Source organism: Micromonospora sp. NPDC049559, assembly GCF_040676675.1.
Lineage (GTDB): Bacteria > Actinomycetota > Actinomycetes > Mycobacteriales > Micromonosporaceae > JBFAPK01.
In genome coordinates, this window is the sequence record NZ_JBFAPK010000006.1 from 194,214 (window position 1) to 218,475 (window position 24,262).

Annotated in this window: 19 protein-coding genes; 12 read left to right on the forward strand and 7 right to left on the reverse strand. The window is 73.1% G+C overall.

Features of this window, described 5'->3' with window-relative positions; translation table 11 throughout:
* Positions 1-9: 9 nt before the first annotated feature.
* On the reverse strand, positions 10-978 hold the full coding sequence (locus AB0J86_RS10830; protein WP_363855730.1) for a zinc-binding dehydrogenase: 969 nt from the start codon (positions 976-978) through the stop codon (positions 10-12).
* Positions 975-1,307, reverse strand: a complete 333-nt coding sequence (locus AB0J86_RS10835; RefSeq protein WP_363855732.1) for a hypothetical protein — start codon at positions 1,305-1,307, stop codon at positions 975-977. The genes AB0J86_RS10830 and AB0J86_RS10835 overlap by 4 nt, the downstream gene beginning before the upstream one ends.
* A 154-nt stretch (positions 1,308-1,461) precedes the next feature.
* On the opposite strand from AB0J86_RS10835, the gene AB0J86_RS10840 reads away from it, so the two are divergent.
* Entirely contained in the window at positions 1,462-1,899 is a 438-nt protein-coding gene (locus AB0J86_RS10840; protein ID WP_363855734.1) for a GNAT family N-acetyltransferase, read from the forward strand.
* A gap of 111 nt (positions 1,900-2,010) precedes the next feature.
* On the opposite strand, the gene AB0J86_RS10845 is transcribed toward AB0J86_RS10840, so the two are convergent.
* On the reverse strand, positions 2,011-4,191 hold the full coding sequence (locus AB0J86_RS10845) for a UvrD-helicase domain-containing protein (protein ID WP_363855736.1): 2,181 nt from the start codon (positions 4,189-4,191) through the stop codon (positions 2,011-2,013).
* Between the two features lie 576 nt (positions 4,192-4,767).
* On the opposite strand from AB0J86_RS10845, the gene AB0J86_RS10850 reads away from it, so the two are divergent.
* Both AB0J86_RS10850 and AB0J86_RS10855 read left to right on the forward strand, forming a co-directional pair.
* Positions 4,768-5,589: a helix-turn-helix transcriptional regulator gene (locus tag AB0J86_RS10850; RefSeq protein ID WP_363855738.1), complete on the forward strand. Its 822-nt coding sequence runs from the start codon at positions 4,768-4,770 to the stop codon at positions 5,587-5,589.
* Entirely contained in the window at positions 5,586-5,774 is a 189-nt protein-coding gene (locus tag AB0J86_RS10855) for a DUF397 domain-containing protein (protein ID WP_363855806.1), read from the forward strand. The genes AB0J86_RS10850 and AB0J86_RS10855 overlap by 4 nt, the downstream gene beginning before the upstream one ends.
* Before the next feature lie 84 nt (positions 5,775-5,858).
* Here AB0J86_RS10855 and AB0J86_RS10860 read toward each other — a convergent pair whose 3' ends face one another.
* On the reverse strand, positions 5,859-6,284 hold the full coding sequence (locus AB0J86_RS10860; protein WP_363855739.1) for a peptidase inhibitor family I36 protein: 426 nt from the start codon (positions 6,282-6,284) through the stop codon (positions 5,859-5,861).
* Between the two features lie 522 nt (positions 6,285-6,806).
* On the opposite strand from AB0J86_RS10860, the gene pyk reads away from it, so the two are divergent.
* From pyk to AB0J86_RS10875, 3 genes are all read left to right on the forward strand, one after another.
* Positions 6,807-8,252 carry a pyruvate kinase gene (gene pyk, locus AB0J86_RS10865; protein WP_363855741.1) on the forward strand — a complete coding sequence of 482 codons (1,446 nt, stop codon included), beginning with the start codon at positions 6,807-6,809 and terminating at the stop codon, positions 8,250-8,252.
* Positions 8,249-9,133, forward strand: coding sequence for an acyl-CoA thioesterase II (locus AB0J86_RS10870; RefSeq protein ID WP_363855743.1), 885 nt, complete (start codon positions 8,249-8,251; stop codon positions 9,131-9,133). Before pyk ends, AB0J86_RS10870 begins: the two co-directional genes overlap by 4 nt.
* A 186-nt stretch (positions 9,134-9,319) precedes the next feature.
* Positions 9,320-9,790: an Rrf2 family transcriptional regulator gene (locus AB0J86_RS10875; RefSeq protein WP_363855745.1), complete on the forward strand. Its 471-nt coding sequence runs from the start codon at positions 9,320-9,322 to the stop codon at positions 9,788-9,790.
* Positions 9,791-9,800: 10 nt separating this feature from the next.
* On the opposite strand, the gene AB0J86_RS10880 is transcribed toward AB0J86_RS10875, so the two are convergent.
* The 3 genes from AB0J86_RS10880 to AB0J86_RS10890 form a co-directional block, all read right to left on the reverse strand.
* Positions 9,801-10,910: a LacI family DNA-binding transcriptional regulator gene (locus AB0J86_RS10880; protein ID WP_363855747.1), complete on the reverse strand. Its 1,110-nt coding sequence runs from the start codon at positions 10,908-10,910 to the stop codon at positions 9,801-9,803.
* Between the two features lie 103 nt (positions 10,911-11,013).
* Positions 11,014-13,545 carry a glycoside hydrolase family 3 C-terminal domain-containing protein gene (locus AB0J86_RS10885; protein WP_363855748.1) on the reverse strand — a complete coding sequence of 844 codons (2,532 nt, stop codon included), beginning with the start codon at positions 13,543-13,545 and terminating at the stop codon, positions 11,014-11,016.
* A gap of 373 nt (positions 13,546-13,918) precedes the next feature.
* The gene (locus AB0J86_RS10890) at positions 13,919-15,301 is read right to left on the reverse strand and encodes an ROK family transcriptional regulator (protein ID WP_363855750.1); all 1,383 of its coding nucleotides are present in this window, start codon (positions 15,299-15,301) and stop codon (positions 13,919-13,921) included.
* A gap of 196 nt (positions 15,302-15,497) precedes the next feature.
* On the opposite strand from AB0J86_RS10890, the gene AB0J86_RS10895 reads away from it, so the two are divergent.
* From AB0J86_RS10895 to AB0J86_RS10920, 6 genes are all read left to right on the forward strand, one after another.
* Positions 15,498-17,153: an extracellular solute-binding protein gene (locus AB0J86_RS10895; RefSeq protein ID WP_363855752.1), complete on the forward strand. Its 1,656-nt coding sequence runs from the start codon at positions 15,498-15,500 to the stop codon at positions 17,151-17,153.
* Entirely contained in the window at positions 17,150-18,175 is a 1,026-nt protein-coding gene (locus AB0J86_RS10900; RefSeq protein ID WP_363855754.1) for an ABC transporter permease subunit, read from the forward strand. The genes AB0J86_RS10895 and AB0J86_RS10900 overlap by 4 nt, the downstream gene beginning before the upstream one ends.
* Positions 18,172-19,131 (forward strand): carbohydrate ABC transporter permease, encoded by a 960-nt coding sequence (locus AB0J86_RS10905; RefSeq protein ID WP_363855756.1) that lies wholly within the window; start codon positions 18,172-18,174, stop codon positions 19,129-19,131. The genes AB0J86_RS10900 and AB0J86_RS10905 overlap by 4 nt, the downstream gene beginning before the upstream one ends.
* Positions 19,132-19,136: 5 nt before the next feature.
* Positions 19,137-21,290, forward strand: a complete 2,154-nt coding sequence (locus AB0J86_RS10910; RefSeq protein WP_363855758.1) for a beta-galactosidase — start codon at positions 19,137-19,139, stop codon at positions 21,288-21,290.
* Between the two features lie 8 nt (positions 21,291-21,298).
* Positions 21,299-21,445, forward strand: coding sequence for a hypothetical protein (locus AB0J86_RS10915; protein WP_363855760.1), 147 nt, complete (start codon positions 21,299-21,301; stop codon positions 21,443-21,445).
* A gap of 166 nt (positions 21,446-21,611) precedes the next feature.
* Entirely contained in the window at positions 21,612-24,032 is a 2,421-nt protein-coding gene (locus AB0J86_RS10920; protein ID WP_363855762.1) for a cellulose binding domain-containing protein, read from the forward strand.
* Positions 24,033-24,262: the final 230 nt, after the last annotated feature.

Sequence of the window (24,262 nt, forward strand, 5' to 3'; positions counted from 1 at the left end):
TTCTTCGACTCAGGGCACGAGCAGGACCTTGCCCCGGCTCGGCGACCCGTCGGCCAGCCGGTGCGCCTCGGCCGGCTCGTCCAGGGGTACGCGGGCCGCGAGCCGCGGTTCGAGCGCCCCCGCTCCGACGAGTCCGACGAGGGTCTCCAACGCTGTCCGGACCCGTTCGGGGTGGCGGCGCGCGGCACGGCTGAGCCGGTAGAAGGCGGCCCGGCGGCCGCCCGGCAGGGTGTTCCAGAGCCGCAGTCGGGCCAGGTCGACGGGGGGTCGGGCGGTGGCCGACAGGAAACCGTAGGAGACCAGCCGTCCGCCCCGGCGCAGGGCGCGCCAGGAGGCGCCGAGCGTCGCGCCGCCGACCATGTCGAACACCACGTCGACCCGGGGCAGCACCGGCTGGTCGCGGTCCACCGGCTCGGCGCCGTACGACCGGACCAGCGCGTGGTCCCGGGCGGCGGCGACTCCGTACAGTTCGACGCCGTGCCGGCGGCCGAGCGCCAGCAGGGCGGTACCGACCCCGCCCGTGGCGCCGTGCACGAGCACGCGCTCGCCGGAGCGGGCCCGGGCCACCCGGTGCAGCAGCTCGTGGGCGGTGAGATGGGTGAGCGGGAGGCAGGCGGCGACGTACTCGGAGACGCCGTCGGGCAGCTCCACCGGGGCGTCGGCCGGTACGCAGACGTGGCTGGCGTGGCCGCCGGTCAGGGTCAGCGCCGTGACCCGGCGGCCGTACCACCGGGCGGGGACGTGCGGTCCGACCGCGTCGACGACGCCGGTGGCGTCCCATCCGGGGGTGAACGGCGGAACCGGCGTCCGCCCGGGATAGCGGCCGGCGCGCATCAGCAGGTCGGCGCGGGCGACACCGGCGGCGGTGACCCGGATCCGGAGCTGGCCGGGGCCGGGTTCGGGGGCCTCGTCGGTCACCACCCGGAGCACGTCGGTGCCGCCGGTACCGGTGACGACGACGCGCCGGCGGCGGGTCACGCCGGCCCCGCGGCCCGGTCCCGGACGAGCGCCGCCACCAGCACCACCGAGCCGATCGCGCTCACCAGGGTGATGACGCCGAGCCGCCCGTCGACGGCGTAGGAGGCGGTGGCGGTGACGAAGACGCCGGCCGTGAAGGAGTAGGCGGCCACCAGCGCGGGCACGGCGTGCCGGCCGGGCAGGGCGGCGGCGGCGACCAGCGCCGCGCAGAGGATCAGGTCGGGGACCAGGAAGAGGTTGTCGGCCCGCCAGGCGTCCTGGACGAAGAGGAAACCGAAGGTACCGAGACTGATCAGTACGGCGGCGATACGCGCGACCCGGAGCGTCATGTCTACACAGTAGACATAGTCGCACGGCGTTGTCTACGCCGTAGACTTCCGCCGCCGTGCTCCGCGATCTAGGGCAAATCCCCCGTTATTTGATCTCCAATCACGCGGATTTGCCCTAGATCGACGGCGCCGCTGGGTTCGGTACGCTCCCGGCATGTTCCGTGCGGCCCGGTCCGGCGACTTCGAGCAGATCCTCCGCCTGTACCGGCAACTACACCCCGACGATCCGGTCCTGGCGGACGGATCCGATGCGGCGGCCTTCCAGCGGATCCTGGATTCTCCGGCGCTGCATCTCTTCGTGCTCGAACGGGACGGGGCGATCGTCGCCACCACGTACCTGAACGTGATCCCCAACATCACCCGATCGGCCTCGCCCTACGCCGTCATCGAGAACGTCGTCGTCGACGAGTCGCGCCGAGGGGAGGGTCTGGGCAAGGAGATCATGGCCGGCACGCTCCAGGCCGCCTGGGACGCGGGCTGTTACAAGGCGATGCTGATGACGGGCTCGCGCAGGCCGGCCACCCACGCCTTCTACCGGGCCTGCGGGTTCTCCGCCGACGTGAAGACGGCGTACCTGGCTCGACCATCGTGACCCGGCGCGTCGGCGGGCGCGACCACGGCGGCTGACCGTCGTCATCGGACGCCATCCGGGCCGGGCGATCCTCACGTCGCGAGGACACGCCCGACGTCCGGAGGCGTTGTCTCAGGGTTGCCGCGTGAGTGTCAGCTGTCCGAGTTCCTGGGTGCATCGGGTGAGCGCGACGTAGAGGCCGTTCCAGCCGCGCGGTTCGGCGGCGATGCCCTGGGGGTCGACGAGTAGCGTCGCGTCCCATTCCAATCCCTTGGACTGGGTCGCGGTGAGCACCGGTACGTCGCCCAGCACGGCTTGGAGTCCGGCGATGCGGCCGGCGGGGGCGATGACGCCGACCGTGCCACCCTGCCACCGTTGCCGCAGCTGTCGCACGGTTCGGGCGGCGGCTTCGGCAAGCTCGGCGGGCGTGATCGTGAGTTCCCAGGGGGCGATGCCGGAGGAACGTACCGCCCGTGGCGGCGTGTTGCGGCTGCCAGCCCTCTGCAGGACCGGTTCGGTGAGGTCCATGACCTCGCGCGGGGTCCGGTAGCAGATGGTGAGTTCCGCGGCGGTCCAGCGGTCCCCGAAAGCGGCCCGCACCGCCTGCGCCCAGCTGGTGTGCCGGTGCGCCGCCTCCGCCTGGTCGATGTCGCCGACGGCGGTGATGGAGCGACTGGGACAGCGCCGGAGGACCATGTGCCACTGCATCTCGGACAGCTCCTGCGCCTCGTCGACGACGACGTGGCCGTACACCCAGCCGCGCTGCCGGCGGGCGCGGTCGGCGACGAACTCGCCCTGTGGTTGCGGGGCGCCGACCTCGCCCAGCAGGTCGGCGAGGGCGTCGAGCAGGGGTACGTCGCTGGACGCCCACGGGGCGGGCTCGGCCGCGACGGCGGCGATCTCCTGCGGGGACAGCTGCGGGGCGAACCGGGCCAGCAGGGTGCGGTCGGTCAGGAAATCCCTCAGCAGGGTCTCGGCGTCGAGGGTGGGCCACCATGCCTCGACGAACCGGGCGATGGTGGCGTTCTCGGCGATACGCTGACGGAGGTCTTCGATCTCTTCGTCGGAGAGCAGTCCGTCGATGTCGATGCCGGTGGGTGCCCTGCCGGGCTGGTGGTCCTGCCCCATGCTCCGGTCGACGCGGGCGAGGATGTCCTCGAAGCCCTCCTCCATCTTGTCCATCAGCGCCTCGCGCTGCTCGACGACGGCTTCGGCAAGGAGGTGGTGCAGCTGCTCGGCGAAGACCGCGCGGGCGCGGTGGTACGGACGTCCCCGCACCGCCGAGGCGAGTGCCTCCGCCACCGTTGCGGCGGTGATGACGTGGAACTCGCCCTCCCAGCGCAGCTTCAGCTCGCGGGGCCGGGGGAGCAGCGACGTGACGTAGTTTTCGAGCGCGGGTTGCCAGAGGGCGCGGCCCTTGATTTCGGCGAGCAGCCGGCTCTCGTCGCGGCCCACGCGGATCTCGGGTAGCAGAGTGTCGCAGGTCGCCGAGACGACGGCGGTCTCACCGAGCGCGGGCAGCACCTGGGCGATGTACTGGAGGAACCGCGGCGAGGGGCCGAGGACCAGGACCGCTTGCTCGGCCATCTTGGGGTGGGCGAACAGCAGGTAGGCGACGCGGTGCAGGGCGACCACGGTCTTGCCGGTGCCGGGACCGCCCTGAACGATCAGCGGGCCGGTCGCCTCGGCCCGGATGATGTCGTCCTGTTCGCGTTGCAGCGTGGAGATCGCCGTCGACATGCGGCCGGTACGACGCTGGTCGAGGGCGGCCAGCAGGGCGCCCTCACCGACGAGCTCCGCCGTCATGGTGCCGTCCAGTGGTTCGTCGTCCACGCCGACGACGGTCGATCCCGTCGTGCGTATATGACGGCGCCGCGCCTGACCCTGTGGGTCGACAGCCGTCGCCGTGTAGAACGGCCGAGCCGCGGGGGCGCGCCAGTCCACCAGCAGCGGCTCACTGTCCTCGCCGTCGTCGCGGAGACCGACCCGGCCGATGTGTCGCACGCTGCCGTCAAGGCCGTCGAGGCGGCCGAAGACCAGCCCCTCCCGCGCTCGCCGTAGCTCCTCGTACTGCTGGCGGAGCATGCGCTGCCGGGACCGCTCCAACGCGTCCAGGGCGTCCGACGAGAGCTCGGCCTGGAGGTGGTCGACCAGCCTGTCGCGCCGGGCCGTGGCCAGGTCGAGGAAGTCCTGTTCCTCGGCGACCGCGGATCGGCGCGCGACGTCCTCTGCGGTGGGGGTCGGCGGTTCGCCGTTTGGTGCTGCTTGGCTGATGTCGGCGGTGCCGTTGTTCGGGGCAGAATTCCGGCGCATTCGCAAATCCTTGCACTGGTGTCCCTCGGCCCCGATGGGCCGCAGCGTGTGGCGGCGGCAAGCATAGGGCGGGTTTCTCCGCGTCGACAAGGAACTCCGCCCGCCGAGATGGGAATCTCAGTGCCTTGCGGATTCGGGTCGCATGTGGCCTCACTCAATCTTGATTTGTTATTGACAGTCGGTCCCCGGTCTGATCTGACCGCCCACGGCGGCACGGCTCGCGGGCGCCACCCGATCCCGGTGAGAGCGGCCATGGCGAGGGTGTCGAACGGCGGCTGCCGTACCAGGGCTCGATCTGTTACCCGGCCGTCGAGCGTGAACCTCTCTATCTTTAGACACCAATCAGAAACAAGTCGATGACGGGCGGGCTTGATCGTGACTCCCACGCTCCCGGCTATTCCGCATCGTTCGTCCCGCCTTCACCGGTATCGGCGCGTTGTAGCCGTTCCCGCAAGCCAGGTGCTATTAGGGTCGATGCGTGTCCCTCCACTTCGGCCGGTCGGCGGGACTCCGACTCCGGTATCGACGTGGGTTTGTGGCGGCGTGAGGATTTGATCTAAGAATTGAGGAGGAGTGATGAACGAAACGCAACTCTCCACCGATGCGTTCATCGTCGCGGAGATCAAGCGGGCCCGCCTCGCGGCCGGGCTGACCCAGGAGGAGTTCGGCAAGCGCGCCAACTTCTCGAACTCCCACGTGAGCGCGGTCGAGATCGGCACCCGGGCGTTGCGGATGGACTTCATCCGGGGCGCGGACCGGGCGCTGAACACCGGCGGGCTCTTCGAGCGGTTGGCCGTCCGGCTGCGGGCGGTCGAGGCGTCCCCGGCCTGGTTCCGGGACTGGATGCTCGCCGAGGCCGAGGCGATCGCGCTGCGCTCGTACGAGAACGTCGTCCTGCCCGGGCTGCTCCAGACCGAGGCGTACGCCCGCGCGGTCTTCGCCGCCGGCGGCCTGCTCCCGCCGGAAGAGGTGGAGCGGCGGGTGGCGGCCCGGCTGGAGCGGCAGGCGCTGCTCACCCGGGAGAAGCCGCCCACCTTCGTCGCGGTGGTGGACGAGGCGCTGCTGCACCGCCCGGTCGGCGGGCCCGAGGTGATGGCCGAACAGCTGCGACACCTGGTCCGCCTCTGCACCGAACTGCCGCACGTCACGCTGCACGTCGTGCCGGCCACCGTCGGCGCGTACGCTGGCCTGAGCGGTCCCTTCGTCGTCGCCACCCTGCCCGGCGGTGAGGACGTCGTCTATCTCGACAACCAACTGCGGGGTCAGATGGTGGGCGACCGGGCGGGGTTGTTCTGGGTCCGCAAGGCGTGGGACTCCATCCTGGGCGAGGCGTTGTCGGCCCAGCGGTCCATCGAGCTGATCTCGGAGGTGGCGGAGAAGTGGGAGAGCGACAGCTGACCGGCGCGCGGTGGCACAAGAGCAGCCGGAGCAGCCAGAACGGCGGCAACTGCGTCGAGGTGGCGGAGAACCTGCCGGGCGTGGTGCTGGTGCGGGACAGCAAGGATCGCGACGGCGGGGTGCTGGCATTCACCCCGAACGCCTGGCGTGCCTTCGTCGGCGCGATCGCCGGCCGCCCGGCCTGATTTTCCCGCCGCGAGCGGACCGCCTCGACGCGACCGGGGCGCCGAGGGCCAGACGGCCTGCGCCTGGCCCTCGGGCGACGTCTGTCAGCGGAAGAGATGCGACGCGTTGTTGTTGCTCAGCGTCGAGATCAGGTTGGCGGCCTGGCCGCTGGCGAAGGTCTGCGACGCGCCGGCGAAACCGCTGTTGTAGTAGACCGTGACGGCGCGGCTCGACAGGTTCCGGACCGACATGGCGTTGTTCTTCACGCACTGCCCCTGGCCGAGCCCCGGGCCCCGGAACTCGTAGCAGGTCGGCTGCGAGTCTCCGTAGTTGGACACCGAGGAGCTGAAGTCGGACACCGAACCCGTCATGTTGGGGTAGTAGTACAGGCAGAATTCCCCGCTCTCGCAGACGCCGTTGCGTGCGGTCGCGGCCGACGCCGGCGACGCGGTGATCATCAGGCCCCCGGCAATGCCGAGCGACGCCACCCCGGCGGTGATGATCCGCCCGATCCGTGCTGTCACCTTCATCTGTTCTCCTCCTGGCTCCCCGTGACGATCTACCGGTGGTCCGGCCTGGACCTGTCGGCGGACGGATGTCCGCCCGTCGATGACTGTTCCGTGGCGATCGGTCGGCCGGGCGGATCCCGACCGAATCCGAATGCCGGTGCAGTACCGGGGTGCCGGGTGGCGGCTCGACAGGCAAATGACGCACCGTGTCTGTTGGCTGACGCTTCGCAGTCGGCCTCGGGGTCCGGGTGACCGCGGCCGGGGCGGGCCGGGGCCGCCCACCACGCCGCGTTACCGTTGACGTGGGTCCGGTCACACTCCGTGCAACGTTCGGTCCGGGCAAACTCGGGCCGAACGGGGTACGCCCGGCGGCTGGGGACGCGAGTAGGATCTGGCCCGCGGTCGCTGATGCCCGCCCACATCTCAACACTTCCGGCGGTGGAGACACCCGCCGGCCATGCGCGACCCGCGCGTTGTTGGACAACTGTTCGCAGTTCCGCAAGGGGTCGGCCCCTGGGCCGGTCCGGGGGAGAGACTAGCCTGATGGCCGTGAAACGCCGCGCGAAGATCGTCTGTACTCTTGGCCCCGCCACCTCGTCCCCGGAGCGGATCCGGGGCCTTGTCGAGGCGGGCATGGATGTGGCCCGGCTGAACTTCAGCCACGGCAGCCAGGCCGACCACGAGCAGGTCTACCACCTCGTACGCCAGGCCGCCGAGCGGGCCGGACGCGCGGTCGCGATCCTCGGTGACCTCCAGGGTCCCAAGATCCGGCTGGGCAAGTTCGAGGACGGCCCGTACGAGTGGCGCACCGGTGACTCCGTCGTGATCACCGGGGACGACATCATCGGTACCAAGGACCGGGTCTCCTGCACCTACCAGAAGCTGCCGCAGGAGGTCCGCCCCGGCGACCGTCTGCTGGTCGACGACGGGCGGGTGGCGCTGGAAGTCAGCTCGGTGACCGGCAACGACATCCGCTGCCTCGTGACCGAGGGCGGCCCGGTCTCCAACAACAAGGGCGTCTCGCTGCCCAACGTCGCGGTCAGCGTGCCGGCCATGTCGGAGAAGGACAGCGAGGACCTGCGCTTCGCCCTGCGGCTCGGCGTCGACATGGTGGCCATGTCGTTCGTCCGTACCGCCGACGACATCAAGCTCGCCAAGGCGATCATGGCCGAGGAGGGCGTGCACCGACCGGTGATGGCCAAGGTCGAGAAGCCCGAGGCGGTCGACAACCTGGAGTCGATCGTGGCGGCCTTCGACGGGATCATGGTCGCCCGCGGCGACCTCGGCGTCGAGCTTCCCCTCGACCAGGTGCCGCTGGTCCAGAAGCGCGCCGTGCAGCTCTGCCGCGAGAACGCCAAGCCCGTCATCGTGGCCACCCAGATGCTCGACTCGATGATCGAGAACTCGCGCCCCACCCGGGCCGAGGCCTCGGACGTCGCGAACGCGGTGCTCGACGGCACCGACGCGGTCATGCTCTCGGGCGAGACCAGCGTGGGGCGCTATCCGATCCTCACCGTCGACACCATGTCGAAGATCGTGCAGACCACCGAGGCCGGCTCCATCGCCGTACCGCGGTTGCAGCACGACCCGGCCACCCACGGCGGCGCGCTCACCGTGGCCGCCTCCCAGATCGCCAAGGCGATCGGCGCCAAGGCCCTGGTCGCGTTCTCGCAGACCGGCGACACCGTACGCCGGCTCTCCCGGCTGCACTGCGAGCTGCCGCTGCTGGCCTTCACCCCGGTGCCGGAGGTGCGCGACCAGCTCGCGTTCACCTGGGGCGTGGAGACCTTCCTGATGCCCTTCGTCGAGCACACCGACGACATGTTCCGCCAGGTCGACCAGGCCCTGCTCGGGCTGGAGTACGGCAACCCGGGCGACTACGTCGTGATCGTGGCCGGCAGCCCGGTCGGTACCCCCGGCTCGACCAACACCCTGCGGGTGCACCAGCTCGGCTCCCTGGTCGACCCGGCGGCGCGGGCAGCACGGTGAGCCCGAGCGAGCCGATCGTCGGGCAGGCCGCGGTCGACCAGCTGCTCGAGGTCCTCGATCTCGAACAGCTGGACGAGATGAGCTTCCGCGGCATCAGCCCGCCGGTCGGCCCGCAGCGGGTCTACGGCGGTCAGGTGGCCGGTCAGGCGCTCGTCGCCGCCGGCCGCAGCGTCGACCCCAGCCGCGTGGTGCACTCGCTGCACGGCTACTTCGTCCGCCCCGGCGACCCGGTCGAACCGATCGAGTACCGGGTCGAGAAGATCCGCGACGGCCGGTCGTTCTCGGTACGCCGCTGCGTGGCGCTGCAGAACGGCAAGACGATCTTCTTCATGTCGGCGTCGTTCCAGCGCGCCGAGGAGGGTCTCGACCACCACGCGCCGGCCCCGGCGGGCGTACCCGGCCCCGACGAGCTGCCGACGATGGCCGACCGGCTCGCCCGGTACCCCGAGCGGCTGGGCATCTGGTCGCTGATCCCGCGCCCGATCGACGTGCGGTACGTCGGCGAGCCCGGCTGGGTACGCCCCGGCGACCGCCCCGCCGACCCGTACCAGCGGGTCTGGATGCGCATCGACGGCAAGCTCCCCGACGATCCGCTGCTGCACGCCTGCGCGCTGACGTACGCCTCGGACCTGACGCTGCTCGACTCGGTCCTCTCCGTGCACGGCGAGGTCTGGGGTCCGGGCGGCGTGGTCGGGGCGAGCCTCGACCACGCGCTCTGGTTCCACCGGCCGTTCCGGGCCGACGACTGGTTCCTCTACGACTGCTGGAGCCCCTCGGCCTCCGGCGCGCGGGGGCTCGCCACCGGCCGGATGTTCACCCGCGACGGGCACCAGATCGCCAGCGCGGTACAGGAGGGGCTGCTCCGCAAGATCGGCGCCTGAGGTTTTTCGGTGGTCCGGGTTGGGGTGGGGCCCGCCGTGCCCCGCGAAGCCCGTCAGGCTTGATGTCTTCGCGTGGTACGGCGGGCCCCACCTTGAACCGAACCTGGGCCTGGTAGGCCCGGCCCGCAGTGCGACTGGCCCTACCGTGCTGGTATCGATGGGACGGCGGGCGGCTAACCTTGCCGCATGCGTCTCTCCGCCCGGGTCGACTACGCGCTGCGGGCCACCGTCGAACTCGCCGCGGTCGCCGGTGGGGAAACCGACCGTCGCCCGACCCCCGTCACCGCCGAACAGATCGCCCGCGCCCAGGAGATCCCGCCGAAGTTCCTGGAGAGCATCCTGCTCCAGCTGCGGCGCGGCGGCGTCGTGCACGCGCAGCGCGGCCCGGAGGGCGGCTACTGGCTGACCCGGCCCGCCGCGGAGATCAGCCTGGCCGAGGTGATCCGGGTGGTCGACGGCCCGCTGGCGCACGTGCGCGGCCAGCGCCCCGAGGACCTGGGCTACCAGGGCGTGGCCCGGGCCCTGCAGGACGTCTGGATCGCGCTGCGGGCCAGCGAGCGGGAGATCCTGGAGCTGGTCACGATCGCCGACGTCGCCAGCGGCAAGCTCCCCGACCGGGTACGCGAACTCGCCGCCGACCCGAGCGCCTGGAGCTGACCGGCGTAGCTCAGCGCCCGGCGCCGGCCGCCCCGACCACCCCGTTGGGTCCCGTGGCGGCGGGCGCCGTGCTCGCCCGTACCGTCAGCCGCGGGTCCAGCAGGGTCGCCTCCGGCACCGGGTCGCCCTCCAGCTTGCGCATCAGCAGCGACACCGCCTGCCGGCCGACCTCCTCGGCCGGGATCAGCACCGATGTCAGCGTCGGATCGGCCCGCTCGGCCACCTCGTCCGGGCAGATCGCCACCACCGAGACGTCGTCCGGTACCGCGCGCCCGAGCGAACGCAGCGCGGTCAGCACCTGCCCGACGGCCGCCTCGTTGTGCACCACCAGCCCGGTCAGGTCCGGGTCGCGCTCCAGCAGGCCGGCCAGCTCCCGCCGGATCGCCTCGTAGCTCTCCTCGCAGGGCTGGGCGTGGGCGTTGATGCCGTGCCGGCGGGCGGTCTCGGTGAACCCGGCCCGGGTCCGGTGCGCGAACCCGGTGTCCCGGTCGTAGACCACGGCCGGCGCGCCGAGCAGCGCGATCCGGCGGTGCCCCAGCGCCGCCAGGTGGTCGACGCAGGCCTGACCGGCCCGGTAGAAGTCCAGGTCGACGCAGGTCAGGCCGGCCGCGTCGGCGGGGAAGCCGATCAGCACGCTGGGCCGGCCGAGGCGGCGCAGCAGCGGTACCCGGGCGTCGCGCATCTCGACGTCCATCAGCACGATCCCGTCGACCATGGCGCTCGCGGCGATCCGCCGCAGCCCGGCCGCCCCCTCGTCGGCGGTGACCAGCAGCACGTCGTGGTCGAACTGCCGCGCCGTGGTCACCACCGCCGTGGCGAACTGCATCAGCACCGGCAGGTGCATGCCGGAGCGCAGCGGCAGCACGAGCGCGATCACGTTGGCCCGCTTGCTGGCCAGCGCCCGGGCGCCGGCGTTCGGGTGGTAGCCGAGCTTGCGCACGCTGGCCAGTACCCGCTCCCGGGTGGCCGCCGAGATGACCCGTTTGCCGCTGAGCACGTACGACACGGTGCTGACGGCGACGCCGGCGTGCCGGGCCACGTCGGCGATGGTGACCATGTCGGGTCGCTTCGCCGGCTGCTCGGCGCCGTCGGGACCCGGGCTGGTTGACGCAGGGGACACGGTACGCACGCCTCCATCCTCTGTCGCGGGCGGTCACGCCGGCGAAGGATCAGGTCGCCCACGGTAGCGCCCCCGTGGCTCGACCCGACGGTGGAGGTCCCGCTCATCCGCCGGCGGGATGGGCCGTCTCCCCGCCCGCGCCGTCGGGTCCGTCCGCCCCGCCGGTCGTGGACGCGCCGTCCGCTCCGGTCACCGTCAGGGTGGCGGTGGCGGTGATGTCCACGCAGGAGCGCCCGACCAGCAGCGTGTACCGGGTCGCCGCCACCACGTACCGCCCGGCCGTCGCGTCCCAGTGCGCCAGGTCGGCGGCGCGCAGCCGCAGCCGCACGGTACGCGCCTCGCCCGGCCCGAGCGCCACCCGGGCGAACGCCCGCAGCTGCCGCAGCGGCTGCTTCACCGGCGACCGGCGCTGCCGGGTGTAGAGCTGCACCACCTCCTCGCCGGCCCGCGCGCCCACGTTGCGTACCTCGACACTCACCTCCACGCCGCCGTCCGGCGCCACCGTCTCGGCGCTGAGCCGCAGGTCACCGTGGGCGAAGCGGGTGTAGCTCAGGCCGTGGCCGAACGGGTAGAGCGGGTCGCCCCGGTAGTAGAGGTAGGTGGCGTCGGCGTCGATGACGTCGTAGTCGAGCAGGTCGGGCAGCTCGGCCGCGTCGCGGTACCAGGTCTGCGTCAGCCGGCCGCCGGGATCCGCGTCGCCGCAGAGCACTGCGGCGAGCGCGTGCCCGTACTCCTGCCCGCCGTGCGCCGACCAGACGATCGCGGGCACGTGCTCGTCGGCCCAGTTCAACGCGTACGGGTAGCTGCTCGTCACCACCAGCACGGTGCGCGGGTTCGCCGCCCGCACGGCGCGTACCAGCGCCTCCTGCGCGGCGGGCAGCGCCAGGTCCGAGCGGTCCTCGGTCTCCCGGCCGCCCACCAGCGGATGGTTGCCGACCACCACCACGGCGACCTGGGCCGCCGCCGCGAGCGTGGCGGCGTCGCGGGCCCCGTCGGCGACGAGTTCGACGGTGAAGCCGGTGGCCGTTTCGGCGTCGGCGGCGTCCGCCCGCAGCACCCCGTCCGCGCCGACCGTGACGTACCGCTCGCTGGCCAGGTGGTACAGCACCGTCTCCCCGGCGGCCCGGTCGACCAGCCGGAACGTCTCCTGCACCACCCACCCGCCCGGTCCGGGCCGGTCGTTGACCAGCACCCCCGCGTCGTCGACGCCGACGTGCCGGTCGTTCGCGACCGCGCGCAGCGCGACGATCCCGTGCCCCCAGTCGAAGACGTCGAACCAGCCGTCGGCCGCCGTCCGCCGCGCGGTCGCGGTCAGCGCGTCGCCGTCCGGCTCCGCGACGGCCTGGACGTACCCGGTGTCGGCGCGCAGCGCGATCCGGTCCACGCCCGGGTGGTACGCCGTGGTCGCCGCGTCCAGCCGGGCCGCGAGCCCGTCCCGGGCGGTCACCGCGTACGGCAGCGTGCCGCTGTACCAGTCCTCGTAGAGGGTGCCGGCCAGCGGGCCGACGATCGCCACCCGGCGCAGCCGCTCCGCCCGCAGCGGCAGCAGCGGCTCCTCCCACCGCCGGGGCGGCTCGTTGCGCAGCAGCACGAACGACTGGCGCGCAGCCTCCCGGGCCAGCTCCTGGTGCGCCGCGCAGTTGATGACGTCGGCGGTGATCCCCGCGTACGGGTCCGCCTCCGGCGGGTCGAAGTCGCCGAGCCGGAACCGCAGCGCCAGGATCCGCCGCACCGCCGCGTCCACGTCGGACTCGTCGAGCAGCCCGCGCCGCAGTGCCTCGGTCAACCGCCGCACGGTCGGCCCCCGGTCGTCGCCGTCCTCGGTGAAGCTGTCGATGCCGGCGCGCAGCGCGGCGGCGTACCCGCTCGGCTGGTCGGGCTGGCAGCCCTGCGCCCCGGCCAGGTTGGAGACCCCGCCCGCGTCGCCGACGACCAGCACCTCCGTCCCGCCCCACCGGCGCAGCTCGGCCCGGATCAGCGGGCTCAGGTGCGCCGGCGCCCCGTTCACCAGGTTGTACGACGCCATCACCGCCACCGCCGCGCCGGCCGCGAGCGGGGCCCGGAAGGCCGGCAACTCGTACTCGTGCAGCACCCGGGGCGGCAGGTTGCTGGAGGTGGTGCAGCGCTCGGTCTCGTTGTTGTACCCCAGGAAGTGCTTGAGCGTGGGCGCCGTCTTCAGCCGCTGCGGATGGTCGCCGCGCAGCCCCCGCGCGTACGCCGTACCGAGCACGCCGGTCAGCCACGGGTCCTCGGAGTAGCCCTCCTCGTTGCGCCCCCAGCGCGGGTCGCGCAGCGGGTTCACCACCGGCGCCCAGACGTTCAGCCCGGCCCGGGTCGGGTCCTTGTGGTGCAGGCCCCGCACCTCGTCGCCGACGGCGGAGCCGACCGCCCGTACCAGCTCGGGGTTCCAGGTGCTGGCCAGGCCCAGGGCCTGCGGGAAGACGGTGGCCGGGCCGAGCCAGGCGAGCCCGTGCAGCGCCTCGGTGCCGGTACGGAACGCCGGCACGCCGAGCCGGTCGACCGGCGCCTGGTGCTGGTGCAGCAGCGCGATCTTCTCGTCCAGCGTGAGCCGCCCCAGCAGGTCGGCGACCCGTACGTCGAGGGGCTGTCCGGGGTCGCGGAACGTGTCGCTCATGGTCGATGGCCCTTCCGCCGATGCCATGGTGTTCCTCCGCGCCGCGCACGGCGGCGGGGGTGGGGGTGACCCGGCCGCCGGGCCCGGAGAGCGCGAAGCGCTTCGACGACCGTACGAAGACATGCCTCCGGAACGTTTGCCCACGTCGCCTGGAGGCGTCTTCGAGCGTTGCACCCCGACCGTGGGTGGTCAAGCATTCGCGTCCGTCTTTGGGTCGCGCTCGTGGGTGGTCGCGGTTCGGGGGGGTGGGGCCCGCCGTACCCCGCGAATCCCGTCAGGCTTGATGTCTTCGCGGGGCACGGCGCGCCCCACCCGTCACCGTGGCGCGGTCCGCCGTCCGTCCCTCCCGGCCCCGGCCGCCCTTGACCGAGGTCTAGCCGGCGGTGCGGAGGTGGGGGAGGCGGCCGGCGTCGACGTGGGCGAGGGTGGTGGCGGCCGCGCCGGTGGCCGCGGCGCCCGGTCCGAGCGTGCCGGCCGCGAGCTGGCAGCCCCCGGCATCGGGCGCGGCCGTACGGGCGACCAGCTCGGCGGTGGCGGACGGCAGCAGCCACTCGGCCAGGATCGCGTAGTAGCCGCCGAGCAGTACGACCTCGGGGTTGAGGAGGCTGGCCAGCAGCGACACCGCGTGACCGAGGTACCGGCCGGTGGCGGTCAGCGCGTCGAGTGTGGACGGTTCGCCCTGCCGGGCCCGGGCGCGGATCCGTTCGATCTCGGGGGCGAAGTCGCCGACCGGTCCCTCGTCGGCCGCGTCGGGCAGGGCCAGGCGGATCAGCGCCGGAATCCCGGCCAGCGCCTCCAGGCAGCCGCGCCGGCCGCACGCGCAGGCGGGGCCGGCCGGGTCGAGCCGCACGTGCCCGATCTCGCCGGCGAACCCGCGCCCGCCGCGCAGCAGCCGGTGGTCCGCGACCACCCCGGCGCCGATGCCGGCCCCGCCGGTGAGGTGCACGAGGTTGGCCGTGCCGGCGTACCGGCCCTCCCGGTGCTCGGCCAGCGCCGCGAGGTTGGCGTCGTTCTCGACCGTGAGGTCGTACCCGGGGTCGCGCAGCGCGGCGCGCAGCCTCGCCGCGAGCGGCAGGTCGTGCCAGCCGAGGCCGGTGGCGAGGCGGACCACGCCGGCGTCGTCGACGAGTCCGGGCACCGCCACGGTGAGTCCGAGCAGGCCGCGGTCCAGGGCACGGACCCGGCCGGTGGCGCGCCCGGCCAGGGTGGCGATCGCGGCGACCGCCTCGTCGGCCGTGGCGGCCTGGGCGTCGAAGGCGCGGCGCCAGGAGAGCAGCCGGGTGCCGCCGAGGTCGACGGCGACCGCGGTGAGCTGGTCGGCGCTGACCTCGATGCCGAGCGCCGCGTACGGCTCGCCGTCGATGACCAGGTTGGTGGCGGGTCGGCCGATGCGGTTCTCGGTGAGCCCGGTCTCGCGTACCAGGCGGCGGTCGATCAGGTCGGCGACCAGGCTGGAGACGGTGGCCTTGTTGAGGCCGGTCGCGGCGGCGATGTCCGCGCGCGAACAGGGGGCGTTGGCGCGTACGTGGCGCAGCACGACCGCGAGGTTCGTGGTGCGTACGTCGCCGAGGTCGGCCGGCTGGGTACCGGTCTGCGTCGAGATCAAGGTCAGTTCCGCTCCCCGCGTGCTGGTGTTGCGACCGGGGCCGGCCGGGGTCGCGGTGGTGCGGTCCATCATGCCGTACCCGCTCCGGCCGTCGCCGCGCCCCGCCGCCTGCGCGCCCGCCTCCGCGGCCCCCGGTGTCCCTTGTGGCACCGGTCACCGTCGATTAGTTTGTTTAGCTACCAGACGAACTAACTCTACTCGTGCACCCCGTTCCGCACACCCGTCGACTTGTTGAAGGGAGCACGCCGTGGACCCGAGCCTCGCCGGAGCCGGAGCCGGAGCCGGAGCCGGAGCCGGAGCCGGAGCCGGAGCCGGAGCCGGAGCCGGAGCCGGAGCCGGACTGGGAGTGGGCGCCGACCGGCGGGCCGTGCTGCGCCTGTTCGCCCTCGGCGCCGCCGCGACCGCCGGAGGCGGCCTGCTCGCCGGTTGCAGCCGGCAGCCGGGCAGCAAGGGCGTCGCCACCAAGGCCGACGCGGTCAAGGGCGTGCTCCCGAGCTACCAGCCGCGTCAACTGGTCGCGCCGGACCTGCCGGGCGAGGGACCCATCCCGCACGGCTACCTGACCTACCCGCGCCAGCTCGCCACCGCCGTGACCAACCGGCCGGGCAGCGGCGGGCCGCCGATCCGGACCATCTCCCCCTGGTGGGGCCCGATCCCGCCGGGGCGGGGCAACAACTCGTACCTGGCGACGGTGAACGGGCAGCTGGGGGTCGAGGTCGAGCCGAGCCTGCAGGACGGCGCCACGTACGCGGACAAGCTCGGCGCGGTGCTCGGCGCCCGCGACGTGCCAGACCTGCTGGTCGCCCCGAACTGGGAGATCGACAAGCTGTCCCGCTTCTCGGACGCGGTACGGGCGCTCTTCGAGGACCTCACCGACCACCTCAAGGGCGACGCGGTGCGGGCGTACCCGAACCTCGCCTCGCTGCCCACCGGCGCGTGGGAGTACTCGGTCTGGGGCGGCCGGCTCTACGCCGTACCGTTCCCGACCGACGGGCCGTTCGCCCTGGCCATGTTCTACCGCAAGGACCTCGTCGACGCGGCCGGCGTCGCGCCGCCGAAGACCATCGACGAGCTGTACCAGTTCGGCCGCAAGATGACCGACACGAGCCGGGGCGTCTGGGCCTTCGGGTCGGTCTTCGACATGGTGCAGCAGTACTTCGGCTGCCCCGGGGTGCAGAACGGCTGGCGCCGCAAGGCCGGCGGCGGGCTGGAGCACAAGTACGAGACCGCCGAGTACCGGGCGGCGCTGGAGTTCACCGCGCGGCTCTTCGCCGAGGGGCTGGTGCACCCGGAGACCGTGGCCAGCAAGGGCGCCGACGAGAAGCAGCTGTTCAGCGGCGGCCGGATCGCCATGTACAAGGACGGCCTCGGCGCCTGGCAGGGGATGCAGGGCGAGCAGGCGAAGGTGACCCCGGGCTTCGAGATGCAGCCGCTGCCGGTCTTCGCCGCCGGGGGCGCCAAACCGGTCGTCTGGGGCAGCGAGAAGCCGATCTTCTTCACCTTCGTCAAGAAGGGGCTGGGCCGGCAGCGCACCGAGGAGATCCTGCGGGTGCTCGACTGGTGCGCCGCCCCGTTCGGCAGCAAGGAGTACGAGCTGCGCGAGTACGGCGTCGAGGGCCGGCACTTCACCCGCGCGGCCGACGGCAGCCCCGTCCCCACCGACCTGGGCCGTACCGAGATCGCCGACCAGTACGACTACCTCGGCGGCCGGGTACCGGTGAAGGTGCGCAGCGGCGACACCCCGAACTACGTCAAGGACTACATCGACTACCACCGCGCCACGATCGGGCTGATGGAGGAGGACCTCTTCGCCGGGATCAAGCTGGAGCTGCCGGCGAACTACTCGAAGGTGCTGACCCCGAGCGAAGACAAGATCGCCGACATCCTCCGGGGCCGCCGGCCGCTGGGCGACCTGGACCAGGTGGTCCGCGAGTTCCGCTCCGGCGGCGGGGACGAGGGGCGGGCCTTCCTGGAGAAGGCCCTGGCCGACAACGGCCGATGAGCGCCCCGACCAGGGCCGTCGGGGCGGCGCCGCGACCCGCCGAGCCCGGGGCAGCGGCGCCGGGGGAGCCGGTCGCGCCGGCGGTACCCGGGCGGCGCCGGCCGCTGCGGGCCCGGCTGCGCCGGGACTGGCCGCTGCTGCTGATGACCGCGCCCGCCGCGCTGCTGCTGCTGGTCTTCCACTACCTGCCCGCGCTGGGCAACGTGATCGCCTTCCAGGACTACAACCCCTTCGTCGGCGACGGCCCGCTCGACGCCTTCCTGCAGAGCGAGTGGATCGGGTTCGGCAACTTCGAGGTGCTCTTCTCCGACCCCGCCTTCTGGGACGCGGTACGCAACACCCTGGCCATCACCGGCTTCCAGCTGGTCTTCTTCTTCCCGCTCCCGATCGGGCTGGCGATCCTGCTCAACAGCGTGGTCTCGCCCCGGGTGCGTACGTTCGTGCAGAGCGTGGTCTACCTGCCGCACTTCTTCTCCTGGGTGCTGGTGGTGACGTTCTTCGTGCAGATGCTCGGCGGCGCCGGGCTGCTGGCCCAGCAGCTGCGCCAGGCCGGCCGGGAGCCGTGGGACATCATGACCAACCCGGACACGTTCATCGTGCTGGTCACCGCCGAGACGGTCTGGAAGGACGCCGGCTGGGCCGCCATCGTCTTCCTCGCCGCGCTCTCCGCGATCGACCCGCACCTCTACGAGGCCGCCGCCGCCGACGGCGCCGGCCGCTGGCGGCGGCTCTGGCACATCACGCTGCCGGGGCTGCGCCCGGTCATCGTGCTGTTGCTGATCATGCGGCTCGGCGACGCGCTCTCGGTCGGCTTCGAGCAGTTCATCCTGCAACGGGAGGCGGTCGGCCGGCAGGCCGCCGAGGTGCTGGACACCTTCGTCTACTACCAGGCGATCGTGCCGCAGCAGTGGGGACTCGGCGCGGCGGCCGGGCTCTTCAAGGCCGCGGTCGGGCTCGTCCTGATCCTGGTCGCCAACCACGCGGCCCACCGGCTGGGCGAGCAGGGGGTGTACTCGAAGTGACGACGCTCGCGCGGGGGAACCGGGGAACGCGGTACCGGGGGAGCGGGCGGCGGGGTCGCCAGGACCGGCCGGCCTGGGTCGAGCCGCCGACGGTACCGGGCCGGCTCGGCAAGGGCCTGCTGCTCACGCTGGTCGTGCTCGCGGTGCTGGTACCGATGTGGTCGGTCATGGTCACCAGCCTCTCCTCGCGGCGCACCATCAACGAGGCCGGCGGGATGGTCTTCGTACCGCGCGGGCTCGACGTCTCGGCGTACGTGACGATCTTCTCGGGCGGTCAGGTCACCCGGGCGGTCTGGGTCAGCACGCTGGTCACCGTGGCCGGTACCGCCGTCAGCGTGACCCTGACCGTGCTCGCCGCGTACGGGCTCTCCCGCCGCGACTCGGTGGCGCACCGGCCCCTGCTCTTCCTCTTCCTGCTCACCTTCCTGATCTTCCCCGGGCTGGTACCGAGCTACCTGGTGGTCAGCGGGCTCGGCCTCAAGGACAGCCTCTGGTCGCTGGTCCTGCCCGGCGCCGTCAACGTCTTCAACCTGGTGGTGGTGCGCGCGTTCTTCATGAACGTGCCGGCCGAGCTGGTCGACAGCGCCCGCATCGACGGCGCCGGGGAGCTGCGCATCCTCACCCGGATCATGCTGCCGCTCTCCCGCGCGGTGGTGGCGGTGGTCGCCCTCTTCTACGCGGTCGGCTACTGGAACGCGTACTTCAACGCGGTGCTCTACATCGACGACAACGACAAGTTCCCGATCCAGCGGGTGCTGCAGGGCTACATCCTGGCCGGACAGTCCCCGCACGTCACCGGCGGCACGCCGAACCTGCCGGGCATCACCGCGTACCCGCCCTCGCTGGCCATCAAGATGGCGGTGGTCGTGGTGACCGTGGTCCCGGCGCTGCTGGTCTACCCGTTCGTCCAGCGGCACTTCACCAAGGGTGTGCTCACCGGCGCGGTCAAGGGCTGAGCCGGATGCGCTGGCCCCGGGGGCTGGACGGGCTCTGCTACGGCGGCGACTACAACCCCGAACAGTGGCCCGAGCACGTCTGGGCCGAGGACGTCGCGCTGATGCGCCGGGCCCGGGTCAACCTGGTCACGGTCGGGGTCTTCGCCTGGTCCCGGCTCCAGCCCGCCCCCGACCGGTACGACTTCGGCTGGCTCGACCGGGTCCTCGACCTGCTGCACGCGGGCGGCGTACGGGTGGCGCTGGCCACCCCGACCGCCTCCCCGCCGCCGTGGTTCTCCGCCGCGCACCCGGACGCGCTGCCGGTCACCGCCGACGGCGTACGCCTCACCCACGGCAGCCGGGACACCTACTGCGCCAGCGCCCCCGCGTACCGGGCCGCGGCCCGTGACATCGCCGGCCGCCTCGCCGGGCGCTACCGGGACCATCCGGCGCTCGCGCTCTGGCACGTGCACAACGAGTACGGCACCGCCTGCCACTGCGACCACGCCGCCCGGGCGTTCCGGCGCTGGCTGCGCGGGCGCCACGGCGACCTCGACCGGCTCAACGAGGCGTGGTGCACCAGCTTCTGGAGCCAGCGCTACGGCGACTGGGCCGAGATCGGCCCGCCCCGCGCCACCCGGTACCTGCCGAACCCCGGACACGCGCTGGACTGGCGCCGGTTCTGCTCGGAGGAGCTGCTCGCCGCGTACGTCGAACAGCGCGACCTGCTGCGGACCGCCACCCCCGGGGTACCGGTCACCACCAACTACGTCCTCGGCGGCTGGGTACCGGTCGACCACGCCCGCTGGGCGGCCGAGGTGGACCTGGTGGCGATCGACCACTACCCCTCCGACGCCGGAGCGGGAGCCGAGGAACAGACCGCCTTCGCGGCCGACCTCGCCCGCTCCTGGGCCCGCCGCGCCGCCCGCCCGGCGGACCGGGACCCGGGTGCGGAGCTGGATTCGGACCCGGGTGTGGATTCGGAGCCGGGCGCGGATTTGGAGTCGGATTCGGAGCCGGGCGCGGGTGCGGGCCGGGCCGGCGGCGGCGAGGGTGACGGCGCCGCTGTCGCGGACGGCCCCGGCGGGCCGGCCTGGCTGCTGATGGAGAGCGCGCCGAACCTGATCTACGCTCCCGGGCGGATGCACACCAAGGAGCCCGGCCGGATGGCGCGGCACAGCCTCGCCCACGTGGCGCGCGGCTCCCGTGGCGCCATGTTCTTCCAGTGGCGTGCCCCGCGCGGCGGCGCCGAGGTCTTCCACTCCGCCCTGGTGCCGCACGCCGGGCCGGACAGCCGGGTGTTCCGCGAGGCGGTCGAGCTGGGCGCGGCGCTGGACCGGCTGGCCGAGGTGGACGCCGGCGCGGTACAGGCGTCGGTGGCGATCGGCTGGGACGCGGCCTGCTGGTGGGCGTTGCAGTCGCCCGGCCTGCCGTCGGGACGGCTCGACTACCTCGACGAGGTCTCGGCCGCGCACCGGGTGCTCCGGCGGGCCGGGTTCGGCTGCGACTTCGTCGCTCCGGACGATCCGTTGGAGGCGTACCCGCTGGTCGTCCTGCCCGCGCTCTACCTGGTCGCGGACGAGACGGCCGAGCGGGTACGCCGGTACGTGGCGGCGGGCGGGCACCTCGTGGCGACGTACCTCAGCGGCGTCGCCGACGAGTACGCCCGGGTGCGCCTGGGCGGGTACCCGGGGGCGCTGCGTGACGTGCTCGGCGTGCGGGTGGAGGAGTTCCACCCGCTGGCCAGCGGCGAGCGGCGGCGGCTCTCGACCGGGGACGAGGGGCGCCACTGGAGCGAGACGGTGCGGCTGGCCGGGGCCGAGGCGGTGGCCCGGTACGCCGGCGGGGTGCTCGACGGTGAGCCGGCGCTGACCCGACACCGGTACGGCGCGGGCACCGCCTGGTACGTCTCCACCCGCCTGCCCGACGAGGCGTACGGCCGGTTGCTGGCCGGGGCGGCGCGGGCCGCCGGGATTGCGCCGACCTGCCCGGGGGCGCCGCCCGGGGTGGAGGCGGTGCGCCGCCGGTCCGGCGCGGCGAGCTGGCTCTTCCTGTTCAACCACGACACCGAACCGCGGCGGGTACCGGCGGTGGCGGGAGAGGACCTGCTCACCGGCGTACGGGCCGAGGGCGCCGTCACCGTGCCGGCCGGCGGGGTCGTGGTGCTGCGCGAGGGGTGACGGGTGCCGTGCCGCTCCGGCTGTCGGCGGCGGTGCCGCTGCCGCTCCCGCTGCGGGTGCCGCTGTCGGTGCTGGTGCCGGTGCTGGTGCTGGTGCCGGTGACGGTGTCGCGGTCGGGGGCGCGCGAGAGCCGACGGCGGCGGGGATTGTCCTGAGGAAAGCCCTTGCCTTAGGCTCCGAGTTGCGCCGGGAGTCTCTCCTTCCCGTCCCTCGGCGGCCGCCGGACCGGGCCGGCAACGGCCGCCGCGTCGCGGTGCGACGGGCCCGCCCGCTCGGGCCGACCCTCGCCGCCGCGCACCCGATCCCTCGGAAGAGACCAGGATGCGCACACCCCGAGAGCAGCACACCTCCCGATCCCCCGAACCCCCACCCCCCGCCTCGCGGCGGCGCGGCTCCCCGCACCGTGCGTCCCCGTTCGGCGCCTTCCCGTTCCGCGGCTCCCCGCACCGCCTCTCCCCGTTCCGCCTCTCCCGGCACCGCGGCTCCCGGGCGGCGCTGTTCGCCGCGGCGACGGCGGCCACGCTCGCCGCCAGCGCGACCCTCGGCACCGTGCTCGCCTCGGCCGCGGCGGCCGGCTGCCGGATCGACTACCGGGTGACCAACCAGTGGCCGGACGGCTTCGGCGCCAGCGTCGCCATCACCAACCTCGGCGACCCGGTCACCTCGTGGAGCCTGGTCTGGTCCTATTCGGCCGGACAGCGGGTGACCCAGGCGTGGAACGCCACGGTCAGCTCCAGCGGCGACCGGGTCACCGCCACCAACGTCGGCCACAACGGCACCATCGCCACCAACGGCAGCGTCGAGTTCGGCTTCAACGGCACCTGGAACGGGACCAGCAACCCCGCGCCGGCCACGTTCGCGCTCAACGGGGTCACCTGCACCGGTGGGGTAGCCCCGACCGCCACCACGCCCGGCGGCCCGCCCACGAGCACACCACCCACGACCGCACCACCCACCACGGCGCCGCCGAGTTCACCGCCGCCGACGGTACCGGCCGGCGCCCGGCAGGTCGAGGAGCTGGACCGGGGCCTGGTCAGCGTACGGTCGGGCGGCGGCAACCTGGTCTCCTGGCGGCTGCTGGGCACCGAGACCAGCGGCGTCTCGTTCAACCTCTACCGGGGCGGCACCAGGGTGAACAGCAGCCCGATCACCGGCGCCACCAACTACCTCGACACGGGCGCCGCGGCCGGGGCAGGCTACACGGTACGGGCGGTCGTGGGCGGTACCGAGCAGGCGGCCTCCGCCCCGGCGCTCCAGTTCCCCAACGGCTACCTCGACGTGTCGCTCCAGATCCCGCCGGGCGGCACCACCCCGACCGGCGAGGCGTACACGTACTCGGCCAACGACGCCTCGGTCGGCGACCTCGACGGCGACGGCCGGTACGAGATCGTCCTCAAGTGGGACCCGAGCAACGCCAAGGACAACTCGCAGTCCGGCTACACCGGCAACGTCTACGTCGACGCGTACACGCTGACCGGTACCCGGCTGTGGCGGATCGACCTCGGCCGCAACATCCGGGCCGGCGCCCACTACACCCAGTTCCAGGTCTACGACTACGACGGCGACGGCCGGGCCGAGGTGGCCATGAAGACCGCCGACGGAACCCGCTCCGGTACCGGCCAGGTGATCGGCTCCGCCTCGGCGGACCACCGCAACTCCAGCGGCTACGTCCTCGCCGGTCCCGAGTACCTCACGATGTTCGACGGGCGGACCGGCGCCGCACTGTCCACCGTGGACTACCTGCCGCCGCGCGGCACCGTGGCCGACTGGGGCGACTCGTACGGCAACCGGGTGGACCGCTTCCTCGCGGCCACCGCTTACCTCGACGGGCAGCGCCCCTCGCTGGTCATGTCCCGCGGCTACTACACCCGTACCGTCGTCGTCGCCTGGGACTTCCGCAACGGCGCGCTGACCCGGCGCTGGACGTTCGACTCCAACTCGGCCGGGCGGCAGTACGCCGGCCAGGGCAACCACAACCTCTCGATCGCCGACGTGGACCGCGACGGCCGCGACGAGATCGTCTTCGGGGCGATGTGCCTCGACGACAACGGGTCGGCGTTGTGGAACACCGGCAACGGGCACGGCGACGCGATGCACGTCGGCGACCTGGACCCGGCCCGCCCGGGACTGGAGGTCTTCAAGGTCGACGAGGACGCCTCGAAGCCGTCCTCCTGGTTCGCCGACGCCCGTACCGGACAGGTGCTCTGGTCCACCTCGGCCAGCGGGGACAACGGGCGGGGCGTGTCGGCCGACATCTACGCCGGCAGCCCCGGCGCGGAGTCCTGGTCGGCGGCGGTAGACGGGCTGCGGTCGCCGTCCGGGGCCAACGTCGGGCGCAAGCCCTCCTCGATCAACTTCCTCGCCTGGTGGGACGGCGACCCGGTGCGCGAGCTGGTCGACGCGACCCGGATCGACAAGTACGGCACCGGCGGCGAGACCCGGCTGCTCACGGGCAGCGGCGTGGCGGCGAACAACGGTACGAAGGCCACCCCGGCGATCTCCGCGGACATCCTCGGCGACTGGCGCGAGGAGGTGGTCTGGCGTACCGCCGACAGCGGCGCGCTGCGGATCTACAGCACCGGCACGTCGACCAGCACCAGGATCTACACCCTGATGCACGATCCGCAGTACCGGACCGCCGTGGCCTGGCAGAACACCGCCTACAACCAGCCGCCGCACCCGAGCTTCTTCATCGGCAACGGCATGTCCACCCCGCCGGTACCCGCGATCTACCTGCGCTGAGGCGCGGGGCGGGAGCGTTCCGGTGTGCTCGGCGCCCCGGGGTCCGTAGTGCCCCGGGACGCCGAGCGTTTCCGGAAGTCGCACCGTGCCGGCGGAGTGGCACCCATCCCCGCCAGCACGGTGCGGCACACACCGCGACGATGCGCAGCCCGTCCCTGACTGCGCGTCGTCGAACCACCACCGGTAAGAACGTTACTGCCCCGACGACGAGCTGCGGTGACGGTGCCATG

Coding starts and splice junctions, on each gene's coding strand:
- AB0J86_RS10835 (WP_363855732.1), bottom strand. CDS start 1,307: ATGACGCTCCGGGTCGCGCGTATCGCCGCCGTACTGATCAGTCTCGGT.
- AB0J86_RS10840 (WP_363855734.1), top strand. CDS start 1,462: ATGTTCCGTGCGGCCCGGTCCGGCGACTTCGAGCAGATCCTCCGCCTG.
- AB0J86_RS10845 (WP_363855736.1), bottom strand. CDS start 4,191: ATGCGCCGGAATTCTGCCCCGAACAACGGCACCGCCGACATCAGCCAA.
- AB0J86_RS10850 (WP_363855738.1), top strand. CDS start 4,768: ATGAACGAAACGCAACTCTCCACCGATGCGTTCATCGTCGCGGAGATC.
- AB0J86_RS10860 (WP_363855739.1), bottom strand. CDS start 6,284: ATGAAGGTGACAGCACGGATCGGGCGGATCATCACCGCCGGGGTGGCG.
- pyk (WP_363855741.1), top strand. CDS start 6,807: ATGGCCGTGAAACGCCGCGCGAAGATCGTCTGTACTCTTGGCCCCGCC.
- AB0J86_RS10875 (WP_363855745.1), top strand. CDS start 9,320: ATGCGTCTCTCCGCCCGGGTCGACTACGCGCTGCGGGCCACCGTCGAA.
- AB0J86_RS10885 (WP_363855748.1), bottom strand. CDS start 13,545: ATGAGCGACACGTTCCGCGACCCCGGACAGCCCCTCGACGTACGGGTC.
- AB0J86_RS10900 (WP_363855754.1), top strand. CDS start 17,150: ATGAGCGCCCCGACCAGGGCCGTCGGGGCGGCGCCGCGACCCGCCGAG.
- AB0J86_RS10910 (WP_363855758.1), top strand. CDS start 19,137: ATGCGCTGGCCCCGGGGGCTGGACGGGCTCTGCTACGGCGGCGACTAC.
- AB0J86_RS10920 (WP_363855762.1), top strand. CDS start 21,612: ATGCGCACACCCCGAGAGCAGCACACCTCCCGATCCCCCGAACCCCCA.